At 31.1% G+C, this 16,875-nt stretch carries 14 protein-coding genes; 3 read left to right on the forward strand and 11 right to left on the reverse strand.

What is annotated here, in order from left to right:
* Window positions 1–677: 677 nt before the first annotated feature.
* Window positions 678–1,001: a phosphoribosylpyrophosphate synthetase gene (locus ES045_RS15465; protein ID WP_147117179.1), complete on the reverse strand. Its 324-nt coding sequence runs from the start codon at window positions 999–1,001 to the stop codon at window positions 678–680.
* 126 nt (window positions 1,002–1,127) lie between these two features.
* The gene (locus tag ES045_RS15470; RefSeq protein ID WP_100946261.1) at window positions 1,128–1,556 is read right to left on the reverse strand and encodes an Lrp/AsnC family transcriptional regulator; all 429 of its coding nucleotides are present in this window, start codon (window positions 1,554–1,556) and stop codon (window positions 1,128–1,130) included.
* Window positions 1,557–1,687: 131 nt separating this feature from the next.
* On the opposite strand from ES045_RS15470, the gene ES045_RS15475 reads away from it, so the two are divergent.
* The 3 genes from ES045_RS15475 (at window position 1,688) to ES045_RS16480 (ending at window position 4,328) form a co-directional block, all read left to right on the forward strand.
* Entirely contained in the window at window positions 1,688–2,410 is a 723-nt protein-coding gene (locus tag ES045_RS15475; RefSeq protein WP_147117180.1) for a sulfite exporter TauE/SafE family protein, read from the forward strand.
* A 553-nt stretch (window positions 2,411–2,963) separates the two neighbouring features.
* On the forward strand, window positions 2,964–4,040 hold the full coding sequence (prfA, locus tag ES045_RS15480) for a peptide chain release factor 1 (RefSeq protein WP_147117181.1): 1,077 nt from the start codon (window positions 2,964–2,966) through the stop codon (window positions 4,038–4,040).
* 135 nt (window positions 4,041–4,175) lie between these two features.
* On the forward strand, window positions 4,176–4,328 hold the full coding sequence (locus ES045_RS16480) for a hypothetical protein (protein ID WP_189663125.1): 153 nt from the start codon (window positions 4,176–4,178) through the stop codon (window positions 4,326–4,328).
* A 288-nt stretch (window positions 4,329–4,616) separates the two neighbouring features.
* Here the strand turns inward: ES045_RS16480 and ES045_RS15485 are convergent, their stop codons facing one another.
* The 9 genes from ES045_RS15485 to thrS form a co-directional block, all read right to left on the reverse strand.
* Window positions 4,617–7,022, reverse strand: coding sequence for a glycoside hydrolase family 31 protein (locus ES045_RS15485; protein WP_147117182.1), 2,406 nt, complete (start codon window positions 7,020–7,022; stop codon window positions 4,617–4,619).
* A 261-nt stretch (window positions 7,023–7,283) separates the two neighbouring features.
* Window positions 7,284–9,191, reverse strand: a complete 1,908-nt coding sequence (gene glgB / locus ES045_RS15490; protein WP_147117183.1) for a 1,4-alpha-glucan branching protein GlgB — start codon at window positions 9,189–9,191, stop codon at window positions 7,284–7,286.
* A 31-nt stretch (window positions 9,192–9,222) separates the two neighbouring features.
* Window positions 9,223–10,485, reverse strand: a complete 1,263-nt coding sequence (locus ES045_RS15495) for a glucose-1-phosphate adenylyltransferase (protein WP_147117184.1) — start codon at window positions 10,483–10,485, stop codon at window positions 9,223–9,225.
* A gap of 2 nt (window positions 10,486–10,487) precedes the next feature.
* Window positions 10,488–11,885: a glycogen synthase gene (locus tag ES045_RS15500; RefSeq protein ID WP_147117185.1), complete on the reverse strand. Its 1,398-nt coding sequence runs from the start codon at window positions 11,883–11,885 to the stop codon at window positions 10,488–10,490.
* Between the two features lie 142 nt (window positions 11,886–12,027).
* Window positions 12,028–12,609: a hypothetical protein gene (locus tag ES045_RS15505; RefSeq protein WP_147117186.1), complete on the reverse strand. Its 582-nt coding sequence runs from the start codon at window positions 12,607–12,609 to the stop codon at window positions 12,028–12,030.
* Window positions 12,610–12,706: 97 nt separating this feature from the next.
* On the reverse strand, window positions 12,707–13,051 hold the full coding sequence (gene rplT / locus ES045_RS15510; protein WP_147117187.1) for a 50S ribosomal protein L20: 345 nt from the start codon (window positions 13,049–13,051) through the stop codon (window positions 12,707–12,709).
* A 120-nt stretch (window positions 13,052–13,171) separates the two neighbouring features.
* Window positions 13,172–13,369: a 50S ribosomal protein L35 gene (rpmI, locus tag ES045_RS15515; protein WP_100946252.1), complete on the reverse strand. Its 198-nt coding sequence runs from the start codon at window positions 13,367–13,369 to the stop codon at window positions 13,172–13,174.
* A 33-nt stretch (window positions 13,370–13,402) separates the two neighbouring features.
* Window positions 13,403–13,921: a translation initiation factor IF-3 gene (infC, locus tag ES045_RS15520; protein ID WP_262712872.1), complete on the reverse strand. Its 519-nt coding sequence runs from the start codon at window positions 13,919–13,921 to the stop codon at window positions 13,403–13,405.
* A 114-nt stretch (window positions 13,922–14,035) separates the two neighbouring features.
* Window positions 14,036–15,976 (reverse strand): threonine--tRNA ligase, encoded by a 1,941-nt coding sequence (gene thrS / locus ES045_RS15525; protein WP_147117189.1) that lies wholly within the window; start codon window positions 15,974–15,976, stop codon window positions 14,036–14,038.
* Window positions 15,977–16,875 lie beyond the last annotated feature (899 nt).

A 16,875-nucleotide genomic window follows, 5' to 3' on the forward strand; every position in this document is an offset into this window, starting at 1 on the left:
TGTATGGGAAGTTTGGTGTTCATTTAAGAAATAATTTTTTATATACATTGCCATAGCAAGTTTATTTTCCAGTAGGACACTCAATCACGATGCTATCTTCTTTAAGTCGAATGTTTATTTCAAGCATATTATTCATCTTGAATAATTCTTTGTTAACCTTTCTTTTTTCAGTCTTGTATCCTAAAAAAGAAAACTTAAGGATTAATTCATTTTTTTTATTGAAAAGTTCAGTTACATTTATTTCATAGCTTCCTTTTTTACTTATTTTTATTTTCTACTTTGAACTCTGAATTTCAACCTTTGCATATTTAAATGAATCACCAACATTATCTTTAATTTTTCCGTAAATTATTAAAGAATCTTTTTTTTGTTTTAAATTAACAAAATATGGTTCAGACTTAATTTTATTATTTAAAGTATAAAATGGAAATAAAGAAGATAAAATCAATAAGTATATTTCCATTTTGTATTCAGTTTTAATATGCTACATTTTTTACAATATGGCGATTTTTAACTAATTATGTCAGTCGAAAACGAAGTTAATTACTTTTAGGTTTAGAAACAATCCAAACTAATTTACGCTATCAAAAGAAAATGAATACAAGAATCATCATTAGAACAATCAATATTTAATGAATCATTTTCTACAAAATATTCCATTTTATACTGAAACGAACTTATTGTTTAGGATGCATTTTTAATTTTTTTACGATTGCTGAAGATGCACTATCTGCGTAAATTCCGTATGCGTTTACAACAATTCCTTTCAAATTATTTTTGATGGAAGAAATTGCATAAACAATCATTTCATCTCCAGGATCGCTATCTCCTTCAAATCTGTAAAAATGATCTATTTCAAAATCCTCTGGCGATAATTCAGTTGCTGTGAAACTGCAAACAAGACATTCCTTATCTGTTAAGATAGAAAAATCAATAGTATAACCAAGTTTTTTAAGATCAGACATTGCTTCAGTGACGGTATCGTAGCTTTTTGTTTTCATAATCGTAGGTTTTTAAATTACAGAGTACTTTGTTGATATAGTGTGTTTTAATGTATTATATCAGACAATAACGAAGTTAGCCTTTTCAAACTTAGAAAGTTCAATTTTCAATTAATTTTAAATCCATCAAAGACTTTTATCCTTTTTTATTTCTGATAAAATAAGATGTGTCATTGTGTCTCCGTAATTAATCAACGTATCTATAAATTGTTGTAAGTGAAGTTGGTCTTTTAAAACAGCACGAATATGTATGTTTTGAGAGCCAGTAATTCTGTAAGCTTCTTTTATTTCAGAAAACTGATTCACATCTGCAATAAATAATTTTATTTTTCCGCTAAATAATTTGAGAATAATGATTACTTCTAATCCGAAACCTAGTTTAGAGTAATCTACGTGCAATGAATACGCTTTAATAACTTGAGCATCTTCTAATTTTTGAACACGTTCTCTTACAGAAGACGGTGAAAGGTGAATTTTCCTACCAATATCTGCAAAAGAAGTTCTAGAATTTAGTTTTAATTCATTGATTATTTTGTTGTCAATACTATCTATCATCGATTCGATTGTTTTATATGTAAAAATACATTTTATTATCAAAATGAATAGATTTTATTGTTGAATCAATTTTACATATTGTAGATATATGAATAATTTTGACCCTTTAAATAAGATAAATTTTATTAAAAATGAGTATCACAATTCTATTGGTTGTTGGCTTAGGTATTTTCCTTGGTTTCTTTTTTCAAACATTAACAGGTTTTGCTGGAGCTTTAATTGCGTTGCCTATTTTATTGTTGGTTTTGGGTTTGCATGATGCCATCGCTTACATTTCTATATTTTATCTTTTTTCTAGTATTTATTTAATTTCTCAAGAATGGAGAAATATCGATAGAAAAATTATTCTAAAGCTTAGTATTGCCACTATTTTAGGAGTTGGTCTAGGTGTTTGGGTGTTGACACACGGAAAACCTTTTTTTCTAAAAAAGGCGTTAGGTATTTTTATCTTACTGTATGTGGTGTATACAATTTACGCAAAAGACAAAGTATTTAATAAGCCGAGACTAGAATTTTTATTAGGACTTGCAGGTGGTTTTTTTTCGGGATTATTTTCAACAGGCGGTCCTTTATATGTTATTGTTGTTAAGAATTCATCTGTAACAATGAAAACTTTTAGAGCTACGATGTTTGGTGTTCTAGGTTTAATTACTGCCATTAGAATACCGACACTTTATACTACAGGTATTTTAAATATGGAACAAGTGCAGTATTCATTATATTTAATGCCGTTTTTTATACTAGCAATCTATTTAGGAAAAAAGGCGTACGCTAAATTAAACGAAGTCGTTTTAAAGAACGGAGTTTTAGGTTTGCTGTTTTTATCGGGTGTTATGTTGCTCTTTAATTCTTAATATTTTTTTGCAGTAGAAAGGAGATGCTTAATTTAAGCTCTCAAAAATTAACTTTAATCATTGAATATTTTTCTAATCATCTAAATTAATGATAAGAATGTTATTCCGACAGTGGAACGATGAGAAATTTCATTTTTAAGGTTTTTACAAACAAAAGAAGTATGTGTTTGTTGAATGATTTTTAAACAGAGTAGTAGTTTTATTTACATCTTAAACCTTTAAGAATAAAGGATCTGTTTTTTCAAGAATCTTCATTTGTTTAAAAAAAGGGTTTCTTTTTATTTTAAGGTTCATCCTATTCCGCAGATAGTTTTAGATAAAACTTTATAAAATAAAACACTATTCTTGTTATTTATACAGAGCTATTTTCCAATTTAAAAGAAAGTTTATTTTAGTTTTTAGCTGAAGTATTATAGGAGACAATCAATAATAACAGTAAATCTACAGTAAAAGTTTTACTTTTTTTAGTTCGATTACTTCAAAGATACTAAAAACGAAATAGTTAACTTTCCGATAAAAATTGTAAATTCGCAATCCAAGAAAAGAGTAGAAGATGTTAGATAAATTAAGAATTGTTAAACAACGTTATGATGAAGTTTCTGATTTAATTATTCAGCCAGAAATTATCATGGATCAAAAGCGTTATGCGCAATTGATGAAAGAATATAAAGATTTAGGAGATGTTGTCGTAAAAGGTGATGAATACCAAGCTATAACGAACAATATAGAAGAAGCTAAAGAAATTCTTGCTGATGGTTCTGATGCAGAGATGAACGAAATGGCAAAGATGGAGATTGATGAAGCCAATGTTAGAATTCCGCAATTAGAAGATGAAATAAGATTCTTATTAATACCTAAAGATCCAGAAGACACCAAAAATGCAGTGGTAGAATTACGTGCAGGAACAGGTGGAGATGAAGCAAGTATTTTTGCTGGAGACTTGTTTAGAATGTATACAAAATATTGTGAAGCTAGAGGATGGAAAGTTTCTACCGTAGATTATTCTGAAGGTACAAATGGTGGTTTTAAAGAAATTCAGTTTGAAGTTACAGGAAATGATGTGTATGGAATTTTAAAGTTTGAAGCTGGTGTGCATCGTGTACAAAGAGTTCCACAAACAGAAACTCAAGGTCGTGTGCATACTTCTGCTGCAACATGTATGGTTTTTCCGGAAGCCGAAGAATTTGATGTAGAAATCAATCCAAAAGAAGTAAGAATCGATTTTTTCTGTTCTTCTGGTCCTGGAGGTCAATCTGTAAACACAACGTATTCTGCTGTTCGTTTAACACACATTCCTACAGGTTTGGTTGCACAATGTCAAGATCAAAAGTCACAACATAAAAATAAGGAGAAAGCGTTTAAAGTATTACGTTCTCGTTTGTACGACATGGAGTTGGCAAAGAAAAATGCAGAAGACGCTTTAAAACGTGGTTCTATGGTTTCTTCTGGTGATAGAAGTGCAAAGATTAGAACTTACAATTATGCGCAAGGTAGAGTTACAGATCATAGAATTGGGTTGTCTTTATATGATTTACCTAATATTATGAATGGAGATATTCAGAAAATTATTGATGAATTGATGTTGGCAGAAAATACAGAAAAGTTAAAAAGTTTAAATGACGGAATTTAAAAGTTGTCATTTTTTAGTAAATATAAAGCCTCAGAATTTCTTCTGAGGCTTTTTTATTTGAGTTATTTTTTAATTGAAATGAATTAATGCAAACTGTGGTATGAAAGTATCTTTGGGGGAAGAAAAATGATACTTATGATAGCTACAAAATTAATTGGACTAACTTCTGTTTTAACTAAAAGTAAAAAAGCCAAAATAGCATTGCTTCTTCTAGAAGTTGTTGTGATAGCAATTGCTTATAAAAGCAATAGTAAAGAAAAGCAAATTAAAAAATTAGAAGAAAAATAAAACTAGCCTTGAAAAAGAGAATTTAAAATTGAGAAATTGAAGTGTTTACGGTTTTTAAAAAAAGAAAAGCGATTAAAGTTTTAGGGGAGAACTTTGAATCGCTTTTTTTTGTTGAATAATTTTTTGTTAATAAATCTCACAGTAATTATACAATGTGGGGGAAGTAAGCTTTAATAACACTACAAATATATAGTAGATAAAAGTATCTCACAATCCCTGAAAACAGTATAAATTTAGTATCCCTGAATTCAGGGTCACTTATCCCTGAATTCAGGGATACTGCCCTACTTATTTTCCAAATAAATGCAGTTCTGTAAACTCTTTATCTATAGTGATAGCTTGAGTTTTAGAAGTGTTTGAGTTTTTTAATTCAATAGCTACATTATCAATCTGAATCGAGGTGATTTCGAACGGTAAATTATGAAAGACAATATGAAACTTACTGTAGTCTGCATTAAAGTCTCCACGTTTGTGTTGTTGTAAAATTAATTCCTCCTTTTTACCAGTAACTTTAAAGGTACGCAAACTGAACCTTCCCTTTTTATAATCGTAACCATCATGAGCGTCATCATATAATTTAGACGATTCTTTGCCTTCTTTGTAATATACATCTAAGGTAATTTCATCAAACTTCTTTTCACCTACATATTGTTGTACTGGGTATTTAGGAATCACAGCACCTTCTTTAATAAAGATTGGTAAACTGTCTAAGTCTGCATCTACCCATATTTCTTTTCCTCCTTCTACCAATTGATCTGTCCAGAAATTATACCATTTACCTCTAGGAATATACATTCTTCTCCCTTTAGCATTAGGCTCTATTATTGGGCAAACTAATATTTGTTCTCCGTAAACAAACTCGTCACTTCTATAATGAGTAGCTGTATCTGCTTGATCGTATAAAACTAAAGACTTTAAAATAGGAGTTCCTTCATTTATATATTTCCAGAAAGCAGTATATAGATAAGGTAAAAGTTGGTATCTAAGTTCAACAAACTTTCTTACAATATCGGTTATTTCATCACCAAAAACCCAAGGTTCTTGGGCTCCATGATCTCCAGAAGAATGCACTCTACAAAATGCATGAAAGATTCCTAATTGAATCCAACGTGCAAATAATTCTCCTTGTGGTTGTTCTGCAAAACCACCAATGTCACTTCCTGCAAAAGAAAAACCAGACATAGACATTCTTTGCGCTTGGTTATTTGCAATCGCTAAATGTTCCCAAGTTGCAACATTGTCTCCCATCCAAGTAGATGTATAACGTTGTGCACCAGAATAGGCAGATCGTGTAATAACAAAAGGTCTTTTCGGATACGCGTATTTCTTTAAACCGTGGTAGGTTGCACGTGCCATTTGTGTCCCGTAAATATTATGTGCTTTTCTATGTGAACAAGGGTTTCCATCATAATCATGACGAACATCATTTGGAAAAGTTTTGTTAGGAACGTCCATTACAGCTGGCTCATTCATATCATTCCACACCCCTTTTACACCAATATCTTCAATTAATTCCTTAAATAAACCAGACCACCATTCTCTAACTTCTGGTTTGGTGTAATCTGGAAAATAACATTCTCCAGGCCATACTTTACCTTTCATATAAGGGCCATCTGCACGTTTACAAAAGTAATCTTTTTCTAATGCTTCTTTAAAAACATCGTACTCTACATCAATTTTAATTCCCGGATCTATAATTACTACAGTTTTAAAACCATCGTCTTCTAGTTCTTTTACCATTCTTTTCGGGTCGGGAAAGTGTTTCTTGTCCCAAGTGAAACAACGAAATCCATCCATATAATCGATATCCAAATAAATCGCATCACAAGGAATTTTTAAGTCTCTAAATGTTTTGGTAATTTCTTTTACGTTACTTTCTGGGTAATAACTCCATTTACATTGGTGAAATCCTAATGCCCATAATGGAGGCAGCGTATGAGGTTTACCTGTTAAATCTGTGTAGTTTTTAACCACATCTTCCATTTGTGGTCCGTAGATGAAATAATAATTCATTTCACCACCTTGTGCCCAAAAACTAGTTACATTTCTTCTTTCGTGTGCAAAATCGAAATGTGATTTAAAAGTATTGTCAAAGAAAATTCCGTAAGATTTATTGTCTTGTATGGCTGTGTAAAACGGTATTGCTTTATAAATAGGATCTGTATTTTTACCAAATGCGTAAGAATCTGTTGCCCAGTTTTCGAAACGTTTTCCTTTTAAGTTTACGTCTACTGGTTTATCTCCTAAACCATAAAAGCTTTCAGATTTTTGGCAGGCTTTGCTCATCTTTACAATGTCTCCACCATGCTCATAACTTTCCTCCCAATGAAAACCAATTTCATCTTCATTAATTAATTTTAAATCGATCGCATCAAATAAACTTACTTGTAAACTTAGTTTTTCAACTTTACAAATTAATTTTGAAGTAGTAATTATATAATGAGTTTCATCCTCTGTTACATCTAAAAAACTATAGCCTCTACTAGCGTGTACGGTAACTCCATAAGAAAAATCATTTTCAAATTTACCTGTCGTGCTGTATCTAAAACGAATAACACTATCTCTTACTACGGTTACTTGTAATACAACTCCATTCTTTGTAGAAAAATGTAAAGTATCTACATCTTTCTTATAATTTATAATTTCTGATGGAAATAAATTTCCTTTTTGTTCTAACTCTGTATTAACAATCATAATTTTGGTTGTTTATTTTAACTTGCAAAAATCGCTAAAGTTTGTTTTGTAATTATAATTAAGACTCTTTTTATTTACGAGAACGTATTCGTCTCTTATTGGATCTAAAATATTACTTATTTGTTTATAAATTAGATAAATATGATTTATTTTAAAAGGTTTTCTATGGTCTTAGAAAAATGTTTCTTTTTTATGAAGTTTCAAAAAATAGTCCTCTTTTTTATGATAATTGTAGTAATGTAAAAAAGAGGACTTGTTAATTTATTTGTATTTATAAGCAAGCATGCCTAATGGTGGTAGATTTAATTCTATAGAATTTTCTCTATTGTTCCATTCTTTAACTTCTGAGGTTAATTTCTTGTTTTTAAAATTTCCGCTGCCATAATATTTAGACGCATCACTATTAATAACTTCTCTTAAAGTACCTTTTTTAGGCAACCCAATTCTATAGTTCTCTCTAGGTACTGGGGTTAAGTTTAAGATAATTATTAAATTGTTTTTCTCATGATCTCCTTTTCTAATGTAGGTCATTACAGAGTTTTCATGATCTCCATGGTCGATCCACTCGAAACCTTCTGCTGAAAATTGTTTTTGGTGCAATGCTGTTTCTTCTTTGTAAAGTTTGTTTAAATCTCTTACAAGCATTTGTGCTCCTTTATGAACGTCGTACGCTAATAAGTGCCAATCTAAACTTCCATTAAAATTCCATTCGCTTGTTTGCCCAAATTCGCTTCCTTGAAACAATAACTTTGCTCCAGGGTGTGTGTACATAAAACTGTAAAGTAAGCGTAGATTAGCAAATTTCTGCCATTCATCTCCAGGCATCTTATTTACAATTGACTTTTTACCATATACTACTTCATCATGTGATAATGGCAGCATAAAATTTTCTGTAAATGCGTAATTTAAACTAAATGTTAAATCGTTTTGATGGTGTTTTCTATAAATAGTTTCTTTAGAGAAATAATCTAGAGTGTCATGCATCCAACCCATCATCCATTTCATTCCAAAACCTAATCCTCCAGAAAAAACCGGACTAGAAACTTGTGGGAAAGAAGTAGATTCTTCTGCAATGGTTTGTACATCTGGAAAATTTTTATAAACGGCTTCATTCATTTCTTTTATAAATGAAATTGCTTCTAAATTTTCTCTTCCCCCAAATTCATTTGGTTCCCATTCGCCTTCTTCTCTAGAGTAGTCTAAAAATAACATAGATGCTACAGCGTCTACACGTAAACCATCTGCATGGTATTGTTCTAACCAAAAAATTGCATTACTTATTAAAAACGATTTTACTTCATTTCTACCATAATTAAAAATAAGACTTTTCCAATCTTGATGATATCCTTTTCTAGGATCTGGATGTTCATACAAACTAGAACCATCAAAATTACCTAAACCATGAGCATCCGAAGGAAAGTGTGAAGGAACCCAGTCTAAAATAACACCAATTCCTTTCTCGTGAAATTTATCAACCAAAAACTTAAATTCATCAGGATAACCAAAGCGAGAAGTAGGAGCGAAGTAACCGGTTAATTGATAGCCCCAACTTGGGTCATACGGAAACTCCATTACTGGCATAAGTTCTACGTGTGTAAAATTCATTTCGGCAACATAGTTTACAAGTTCATCAGCTAATTCTGTATAACTCATAAACCTATTTTCTTCTACTTTTTGTTTCCAAGAGCCTAAGTGAACTTCATAAACAGCGTATGGTGCATTTAAAGCATTGTGCTTTTTACGCCCTTTCATCCATTTTTTATCCTTCCAAGAGTAATTATCTTCCCAAATTATAGAAGCCGTTTTTGGTGGGTGTTCACACCTACGTGCATAAGGGTCTGCTTTTTCTGTGATCGCATTATTACTATTGCTTTCTATTTTATACTTATAAGTATTCCCTTTTCCTGCAAAAGGAACAAAACCTTCCCAAATTCCACTAGAATCCCATCTTACATTCAATTGATGTTCTTGAGCATTCCAATAATTGAAGTCTCCAATTACAGAAACTTTTTTAGCATTAGGAGCCCAAACCGCGAAGTAAGTGCCTTCTATACCCTCTTTTTTTATAATATGAGATCCAAATTTCTCATATAACTTATAATGTTTACCAGCTTTAAATAGGCTAATATCAAAATCTGAAAATAAACTATGTACTATAACTTTAGACATATGTTAGTTTTTAATTAAAAATTAAATAGTTTTAAATTATAGTTCCTTTAGGAATTACTGCCCCTTTTTTAATAACTACAATACCATCTTTTACCAGGTATGTGTCTGTTTCAATATTTTCTAAGTGTAAACCCCCATTAATTCTAGTATCATCTCCAATTCTACAGTTTTTATCTATAATACAATTATTGATAAAGCATCTGTCTCCAATACCAATTTGGTTTTCTATTTTATTTTTCTTAATGTTTTCTAAAGACTCATAAGAGTCGTTACCCATCATATAAGTATTGGTAATTATGGTTTCTTTACCAATTCTAGAACGAATACCAATAACAGATCTTTCTATCTTTTCTGCATTTATAATACAACCGTCTGCAATAATAGTTTTATTTAAAATGGTGTTTGAAATTTTTGATGTAGGTAAAATACGAGCTCTCGTGTAAACCCTATTCTCATCATATAAATTAAACTTGGGTAAATCATCTGTTAGGCCTAAATTCGCTTCAAAGAAAGAATCAATATTTCCAATATCTGTCCAATATCCTTCATAAGGATAACTTACTGTTTTATGTTTTCCAATGGCTTGCGGAATAATTTCCTTTCCAAAATCGATGGTATCAGGATTCGCCATTAACGCTACCAATAAATCTCTGTTAAAAATATAGATTCCCATAGAAGCTAAATAGTTTCTATTTTCACTTTTCATCTCAGCACTTACTTCAGAAGTCCAATCTGGTAGTAATTCGGCTGCAGGTTTTTCTATAAAAGAAGTAACGGTATTTGTATTATCTGTTTTTAATAAACCAAAAGATGTGGCATCTTTAGCGTTCACAGGATAAGTTGCTATAGATATTTCTGCACCACTTTGTTTGTGTTTTTCAATCATGTCTTTAAAATCCATGTTGTATAACTGGTCTCCAGATAATATCAAAGCATACTCAAAATCGTTTTGTAAGAAGTGATGCATACTTTGTCTTACAGCATCTGCGGTTCCTTGAAACCATTTATCGCTCTGCATTGTTTGTTCTGCAGCGAGCACATCTACAAAAGCAGAACTAAAAAAACTAAAATGATAAGTGTTTTTGATATGAGCATTTAGTGAGGCAGAATTAAATTGCGTTAATACGTACATTCTCTTAATGTCTGAATTTATACAATTAGAAATGGGGATATCTACCAATCTATATTTCCCTGCTATAGGTACTGCTGGTTTAGATCTATCTTTTGTTAATGGATACAATCTAGACCCCTGTCCGCCACCTAAAATAATACCCAGTACTTTATCATTTATCATAATTAATTTTTTAGAGATTTATATAAGTTTACATATTCTTGGGCAGAATTTCCCCAAGAATTGTCTATTGACATCATTTTTTTTAGATTTTCATGAAATCCTTTTTCATTATAAAATGTTGTAGCTTTTTTGATTGCTTTGGTCACTTTTTCTACGCTAACACCATGATGTATAATACCAAAACCATTCTCATTATCTATATCTATAATGGTGTCTTTTAAACCACCAATGGCATTCACAACTGGTACCGTACCATAACGTAAAGAATACATTTGGTTTAAACCACAGGGTTCTACTCGAGAGGGCATTAATAAAAAATCTGCACCAGCATATATAATGTGTGCTAGTTTTTCATCATAACCTATAAATGTATTAAAGTTTTCTTTAGGCATTGCAGTAAGTGCACTTTCTGTTTCTTTGTGCCCAGATCCTAATAAAAGAATAGAAATTTTCTTTTCGGCAAGCGCTACTTTAAATATTTGGGGGAATAAATCGGCTCCTTTTTCACCAACTAATCTTCCAATAAAAGCAAAAAGAGGCTTCTTTATGTCTAGGCTAAACTCTTTACATAACCATTCTTTATTGGTGCTTTTACCAGAAACCACATTAGATGTTGTATAATTTTTTATTAATCTTTCATCTGTTTTTGGGTTCCAAACATTCCAATCTATTCCATTTAAAATACCCACACATTTTGCATTTTCATGGTTTAGTAAGTTCTCTAATCCATTAGCACTTAATTTTAATTCCTCCATATAAGAAGGAGAAACGGTAGTTACTTTCCAAGCACATTTTATAGCCGCTGCAAGAGGGTTTATGGTGCCTTTCCAATCTAATAAACCTACCTTGTCAAAATTAAAAGGCGGAATTAGATTTACCTTTTCATGCGGAAACCATCCTTGGTATTGCGCATTATGAATGGTTAAAACTGTAGGGATATTTTTTAGCGCTTCATATTTATAACTATGAGACATCATAAAGGGAATTAACCCTGTATGATGATCATGGGTATGAATAATATCAGGCTTTTTTTCAAAAGTTAAAAACCAATCTAATGTTGCTATTTGAAAAGCTAAAAAGCGCGCAGTATCATCATTAGAATAGACATAGTTTTTATAAAGTAAATCTGGTATATCAACACAAAAAAGATCAAAACCTAGTTGCTCATCTTTAAGTTTAAGTACCTTAAAATTATAATATTCATTGCCGAGAGCTATGTAGTTTTCATAGACTTCTTCAAAACTATTATTTTCTGTAAACTTATTATTATAATAAGGCATTACTACATTACTCGTAGTATCTAACTCTTTTTGGTATTTAGGAAGTGCTCCAACAACATCTGCTAGTCCACCAACTTTAGCTACCGGAAAACATTCTGCACTTATATGTAGTATATTCAATCTTTGTAATTTGATGGTTAGCTCATAAATCTACAAAATATTTTTTTATTTTAGGTGATACTAAAGATTATTGATATAAGTTTAATAGAACAGTGAAAATGCTGAATTAAATTTATTTTTTCATAGAAAATACGGCTAGTATTTATGAATTTCTTTGTTTGTTAATTTCATCTTGTAATTCTCTTCTTAATTTCTGTTCTCTTTCTATTGTCTTTTTCCTGTGTTGCTCATATTCGTATTCAACATCCTGTAAATTATTTTGAGCTTTTTTTGTAAGTATATTATTTTTAGAAAATTTAAAAACAAAATAAAGTAAGGCCAATAATAAGAATAGTATCAAACCCCATAGAATAAAGTTATATATTGTTTTACTTATCTGTAAGCCAAATAAAGAAATTGAATCTTCTTTTTGAATAGCCGTCTCTAGCTCTAATTTAGTTTTATCAAGTAAATTTTGAGTTTTATTAATTCCTTCTCTTTCAGTTGTAAGAAGGTTGTTTTTTTCTATGATTAGATTTTTAGAAATCTTCAAGGAATCTAAAACACCTTGTTTTAATTGTAAGAATTTTTCTTTGCTTATTACTTTGTATTTTTGATAGCTAGTAGATGTTCTATAAATTTTATCAAATTGACTACTAAGAGAGTTGTCCTCGTTAACAGCCTCTTGTGCAGAAGAAATTGATACTAGTAATAATGCTGCAAAAGTAAATATATGTAATCTCATTTTTATAAATTTTTAATAGAAGTTTTTAAAAGAATAAAAGTAATAAAAAAACCCAAACGTTTCGTTTGGGTTTTTATTATAAGCAAGTAATTTATATTTATTTAATTTTCTCTACAACTGCCTTAAAAGCACCTGGGTTGTTTACGGCTAAATCAGCTAAAACCTTACGGTTTAATTCGATTTGGTTAGCTTTCACTTTCCCCATGAACTGAGAGTAAGACATTCCGTGTAAACGAGCTGCAGCGTTAATACGCACAATCCATAAAGAACGGAAGTTTCTCTTATTGTTTTTACGGTCACGGTATGCATAAAGCATTCCTTTTTCAACCGCATTTTTTGCTACTGTGTAAACGTTTTTTCTACGTCCAAAGTAACCTTTTGCTGCCTTCAAGATTTTTTTTCTTCTTTTTCTTGAGGCTACTGAATTTACTGATCTTGGCATAATTTTAATGTGTTTTGTAGTAGGCGGTTTGCTTAGTTCTTATTGGGTTAGTACACACTAAAAACTCAAAACTCTTTTATTGCCTAATACATGGTTAATAATTAAATTCCCTTGTTAAACTTATTTCAAGTTTAACTGTTGCATAATGTTAGACTTGTCCGATTTATGTACTAAACCATCGTGAGTTAACCTTAATTTACGTTTTTTAGACTTCTTTGTTAAGATGTGACTTTTAAACGCGTGCTTTCTTTTGATTTTTCCGGTACCAGTAACTTTAAATCGTTTTTTGGCACTAGATTTGGTTTTCATTTTAGGCATCTCTCCTTCGTTTTTATCTTGCTTATAAGATTGTTATTTCACTTTTTTAGGAGCAATAAACATAATCATACGTTTACCCTCTAATTTTGGTAGTTGTTCTACTTTACCATATTCTTCTAGTTCTTGGGCCAATTTTAATAATAAAATTTGTCCTTGTTCTTTAAATATGATAGAACGACCTTTAAAGAATACAAATGCTTTTAATTTAGCTCCTTCTTGTAAGAACTTAAGAGCATGCTTCTTTTTAAATTCATAATCATGCTCATCTGTTTGAGGTCCAAAACGTATCTCTTTAACAGTAACTTTCGTTGCTTTTGATTTTAAAGATTTTTCACGCTTCTTCTGCTCATACAAGAATTTCTTGTAGTCAATAATTTTACAAACTGGTGGCTTTGCCTTTGGTGAAATTTCTACCAAATCTAACTCCAGTTCAACGGACAATTCTTTAGCTTTATCTAAAGAATAAACTCCAACTTCTACATTCTCGCCCACAAGACGAACTTCGTCAACATATTTTATTTTTTCATTAATCCTATGCTGATCTTCTTTGATTACTCTTAACGGTCTTCTCGACCTGCTTCTACGTATTGCTATGACCTATATATTTTAAGTTTAACTTATGGTTGTTTTTCAACCTTTTATTATTTTATTGAAATTCAAAATTAATTAAAATTTCTTCAATGTTTTGCTTTCTTCTGTTTTAATTAAAGAAATAAATTCTTCAATTGTAAATGTACCGATATCTCCTTCACCATGTCTTCTTACAGAAACCGTGCCATCTTGCTCTTCTTTTTCACCAATAATAACCATAAATGGTGTTTTGCTAACTTCTGCATCTCTAATCTTACGACCAGTTTTCTCACTTCGGTTGTCTACGAGTGCGCGAATTTCGGAATTTTCTAACGATTCTAAAACTTTTTCTGAATATTTTTGATATTTATCACTGATTGGCAATAAGATAACCTGATCTGGTGTTAGCCAAAGAGGGAAGTTTCCTCCCGTGTGCTCTAGCAATACCGCAATAAAGCGCTCCATAGAACCAAATGGCGCTCTATGAATCATTACCGGTCTGTGTAGTTGATTATCTGCCCCTTTATAGGTTAAATCGAATCGTTTTGGTAAATTATAGTCCACTTGTATCGTTCCAAGTTGCCAACTTCTGCCTAAAGCGTCTTTTACCATAAAATCTAATTTAGGGCCATAAAAGGCAGCTTCACCTTCTTCAATCACAAAATCTAAACCTTTATCGGTCGCAGCATTTATAATTGCATTTTCAGCAATTTCCCAAGTCTCAGTATCACCAATATACTTTTCCGGTGTATTTTTGTCTCTAACAGAAACCTGTGCTGTAAAATCATCAAAACCTAAAGAACTAAAAACATATAAAACTAAATCGATTACGTCTTTAAATTCTTGGTCTAATTGTTCTGGTGTACAGAAAATATGCGCATCATCTTGTGTAAAACCTCTAACACGCGTTAAACCATGCAATTCTCCACTTTGTTCATATCTATAAACAGTGCCAAATTCTGCAAAACGTTTAGGTAAATCTTTGTAAGAATAAGGTTTGAAATTATAAACTTCACAGTGATGTGGGCAGTTCATCGGTTTCAATAAAAACTCCTCATCCATTTTAGGTGTTTTTATTGACTGAAAACTATCTGCACCATATTTCTCATAATGTCCAGAAGTAACATACAGTTCTTTCTGACCAATATGTGGTGTCATCACCATTTCATAACCCGCTTTTTTCTGAGCTTTCTTTAAGAAATCTTCTAAACGGCCTCTTAGAGCAGCACCTTTTGGCAACCATAAAGGCAAACCAGCACCAACTTTCTGAGAAAAAGTAAACAACTCTAACTCTTTTCCAAGTTTTCTGTGATCACGCTTCTTTGCTTCTTCTAATAATTCTAAATATTCAGTTAGCAACTTTTGCTTCGGAAAACTAATTCCGTAAACACGTGTTAACTGATTCTTCTTTTCGTCACCACGCCAATAAGCACCAGCAACACTCATTATTTTAATCGCTTTTATGACTCCTGTGTTAGGAATGTGACCTCCTCTACATAAATCAGTAAAGTCGCTATGATCACAAAAAGTAATCTCTCCATCCGTTAAGTTTTCAATCAACTCAACTTTATACTCGTTATTTTCTTTTTTATATAAAGACAAAGCATCCGCTTTAGAGACAGAACGTATCGAAAACTCATGTTTTCCACGGGCAATTTCTAAAAATTTCTTTTCAATTGCCGGAAAATCCTTGTCAGAAATAACGTCTTCACCTAAATCTACATCATAATAAAACCCAGTATCAATTGCAGGACCAATCGTTAATTTAGCGTTCGGATGAAAACTTAAAATAGCTTCTGCTAAAACGTGCGCAGAAGAATGCCAGAAAGCTTTCTTGCCAGCAGCATCGTTAAATGTGTATAAAATTAACGATCCATCTCTGGTTAATGGAGTCGTGGTTTCAACAGTCACGTCGTTAAAATTTGCAGATATTACGTTTCTAGCAAATCCTTCACTAATGCTTTTTGCAACATCCATCGGAGTACTGTTTATAGCAAACTCCTTAATAGTTCCGTCTGGTAAAGTAATTTTAATCATTTAATGTATCCTATTTGAGGGTGCAAAGATATTAGAAAACAATATTTCACACAATATATATGTGTACTTATTATAAGTGAGTGTTTTTTTCATGGTGTTCCTTTTTTTAAATGGGTTTTAACTAGTTTTTAAAAGCCTTAGCCAAAAAAAAGTCGGGCTTTACACTATATCTTTTATTCATAACTTCATAAAAGGATGCCGTTTCAATCCCTAACACGTCTTTTTACCACCTGAAAGACACGTTAGTACTCTATTGGTTATATTAGATTAAAGTTAGAGACTAGTAGTGTAAATAGATTGTAGTACACGTTCAATACTCCATTTATCTATTTAAAAAGTATTTATTCAGTCAAATATTAAGGGAATTAATTACAACGATAAAAGCAACAAAATTAAAAACAGCTTTTAAGCTGCTTAAAATAATGCACTTAGGTTTGATTGTAAAATAAACTTAAAATAAAGGTTAAAAAATAGTTGAGATATTAAAAATGTGTTGTAAGTTTGCAGCCGCTAACAGCAACAGTGGTTTGTTAGTTTCGTTCATTGATAAGTTGTTTAAAGAGCCTTTAATTGCCCGTCAAAAAAGTGTTAAAGACTTCTTTTAGTTTAAGAAAAAAAAATAGTTTATTTTTTTCTTGTCAGGTTTAGAATAAGTTTTATATTTGCAGCCGCTAAGGGAAACAGCAAAAAACGATCAGAGAGATTTTGGGAATGGCTATTAAAAGGTCAGTTAGTTCGATTCTAACATTTCTACAAATTAGGGTTCACATTACTTGTTTAAATACAAGAGATTGAGATTCTAAAAGTTCATTGAAAATATTGAAATTGACAGCGTAAACAAAGAGTAGAATAACCACATTAGTTAAATAATGTAAATTCTTTTGAAACTTATTCATTAA

This window comes from Polaribacter sp. IC073 (genome assembly GCF_007997075.1).
Classification (GTDB): domain Bacteria; phylum Bacteroidota; class Bacteroidia; order Flavobacteriales; family Flavobacteriaceae; genus Polaribacter.